3 protein-coding genes are annotated in these 2,530 nt (G+C 65.3%); 1 reads left to right on the forward strand and 2 read right to left on the reverse strand.

All coding sequences use genetic code 11. From position 1 onward, the window contains the following. Positions 1–472: 472 nt before the first annotated feature. Positions 473–775 (forward strand): DUF6916 family protein, encoded by a 303-nt coding sequence (locus VGP39_RS11475; RefSeq protein WP_327568225.1) that lies wholly within the window; start codon positions 473–475, stop codon positions 773–775. Between the two features lie 187 nt (positions 776–962). On the opposite strand, the gene VGP39_RS11480 is transcribed toward VGP39_RS11475, so the two are convergent. Continuing rightward, positions 963–1,316, reverse strand: coding sequence for a hypothetical protein (locus VGP39_RS11480; RefSeq protein ID WP_327568226.1), 354 nt, complete (start codon positions 1,314–1,316; stop codon positions 963–965). Positions 1,317–1,441: 125 nt separating this feature from the next. Then, complete coding sequence (locus VGP39_RS11485; RefSeq protein WP_327568227.1) at positions 1,442–2,110, reverse strand: hypothetical protein; 669 nt, start codon at positions 2,108–2,110, stop codon at positions 1,442–1,444. Between the last annotated feature and the right edge of the window lie 420 nt (positions 2,111–2,530).

Genomic DNA, 2,530 nt, shown 5'->3' on the forward strand with positions numbered 1-2,530 from the left:
CGCTGCCTGTCCCCGTCCAGCCAGCTTCGGTGGCAGACCCCGAGAGTGGGGCCGGACGGATACCCAAGTACTCCCGCGAGCGTGAGCTACGTTTGCCCCCGCCCTCAGGCGCCGCTCCCATCCCCACGTTCCAAAGCGTCCCAGGTAACGCTCCCTCCAGCTAGGATGAGATGACTAGGGTTATAAGGTATACGGGAATATTGTCAAGCGGCAAAACATTAAATTTTTTGCCCGGGCGAGGCGCGGCCTCGTGTCCCGGGCGCGGCGCGGCATTCTTCATGCCGCTCCGCAGAACCGGGACCGTACCGAACACCGCGCTCTGTTACGGCCCCGGCTCTGCAGCGCACCACGCCGCGAAGGGCGGCGCGCTGCGCTGCGTCCGGGGAACGCAGCGACAGGCCACACGGCGGCATTTCGCGGATCGATTTGCCGTGATACCGGTGCGGCTGGTTGAACTCGGGGGAAAGCGAACATGGCGGCAACGGCGGATCTGGCGGCGCTGCGAATCGACGATTTTACGGCGCATCTCGATGCGGCCTTCGACGTGCAGGCCGCCGGCGGCGTGCTGTCGCTGAAGCTGGCCAAGGTCGACCCGGCCGGCGACAGCGGACGCGCCGGCGGCGCGTTCTCGCTGATCTTCGTTGCGCCGAAAGGGCCGTGGCTGCCGCAGGGGATCTACCCGGTCACGCATCCGGCGATCGGCATCATGGAGATTTTCCTGGTGCCGATCGGCCCGAGGCCGGACGGCAACGGCTACCAGGCGATCTTCACCTGAAGCGTGCCCCGGACGCAGCGCCCGAAGCGCGTTTACGCGCGTCTTCGACGCGCTATGGCGTAGCACTTGCGCAGCGGTGCGCTGCAGAGCCGGGACCGTAACGAACGCCGGCATTCGCAACGGTCCCGGTTCTGCGGAGCGGCATGAAGAATGCCGCACCGCGCCCGGGACGCGAAGCCTGGCAGCGTCAGCTATTGTATTTGTCGTTGACGGCCTTGCGAACGCATTTGTAGACCGGCGATTTGTTCAAGGTCATGCAATAATCGCCGCCGACCTTCACCGGTACGCGCTTCCCCTTCATGCCGGCGGGCAATATCACGATGCGATCGCCGCGCGCGTAAAAAATCCGGAAGTGGCAGACATTCGGCGCGCGCGCGTCGCATCCGAACGGAACGCGCGCCATCGGGGCCGGAGCCGCCGGCGCCGGCGCCGCGGCGGGAGCCGTGCGCATCGGAGCCGCGACGGGAGCCGCCAGCGCCGGAGCGGAGGCGGCGCCGCACAACACCAGCGCACTGGCAACAATGAAAAACCCGCGCTTCATCGAGATTCCCTCCACGCAATCAACGTCAGTTCGTAGCCCGGATGGAGCGCAGCGCAATCCGGGGAGTACCACGTTGCGAGAACCCCGGATTTCGCTGCGCTCCATCCGGGCTACGGGCTACTGCGTCAGCATACTCCGCTGGATGCCTGCATCAATCCATCGACGATCAGCTTGCGCCAGGCCGGTCCGTTGCAGGTGTCCTTGTTCGGGATGAAGCGGCTGCCGCCGAACCATGGATGGTTCAGATTGCTGCTGGTCCAGTCGATGCCGACGCTCTTGCCGTCGGCGAGCTTGACATTGCTGAACCAGTCGAAGCGCGCTTCGAGCCGGCTGTGCGGCACGTCGACCTGGAAGCCGATGAACATCGCGGTCGGCGCCTGCAGGCGATGATTGCAGAAATATTCATCGAGCGGCAGCGTCGCGTCCGGGATCGGCCCGGAGGACATGAACTGGATGCCGTTGATCGGCACCACGGCGGGCACTGCCGCGCCGTTCTTGCCCTTGGGCTTTACCCACGGAAACACCATCATGCTTCCGGCATCGTAGTTGCCGTATCTTCCGCGCACGAAGTTCATGCTGACGACCCCGGCCAATCCGAGGTCGTCGGTATTTTTCCGGAACAGCGAGAAGTTTCGCCGCGACGCGCAGTCGACGTTCAGGCGTACCGGAAGAAATTGCGCCATGCCGCCGGGCACGCAGGCCGGCGTTTGCGCCGCAGCCGATAGCGGATGCCGCAGCATCGACACCGCGCCCACCGACATGCCCAGAAATGCACGCCTGCCAAAGCTACGCATACGCTGCCCCACACTCAAAATTCCTAGCCCGGTGCAACAATAGCGGGAAGGCAGCGCGTGTAAACCAACCGGGGATGGTGATGGTGCGGCAACGACTACCAGGCGGTATTCACCTCTGCCGCCAACCAACAGCCGCCGTCATCCTGAGGCGCGAGCCCTTGCGAGCCTCGAAGGATGGCCGCAAGCTCCGGCGTATGAGGCGATCCTTCGAGACGCCGCGCAAGCGCGCGGCTCCTCAGGATGACGGCGGAGGCGCTCTACTCACCTCTCCCCGCAGGGGAGAGGTCGCCGCGCATCGTCAGATGCGCGGCGGGTGAGGAGACTTTCCGCGAGTCCTGAACGCGTGGAGAGACCCCTCACCCGAAGCCTGCGCGGAGTTTATCATCGGGCGGCGCTTCGCGCCGACCCGTTGGCTCCGGC

It is taken from the genome of Bradyrhizobium sp. (assembly GCF_036009065.1).
Lineage (GTDB): Bacteria > Pseudomonadota > Alphaproteobacteria > Rhizobiales > Xanthobacteraceae > Bradyrhizobium.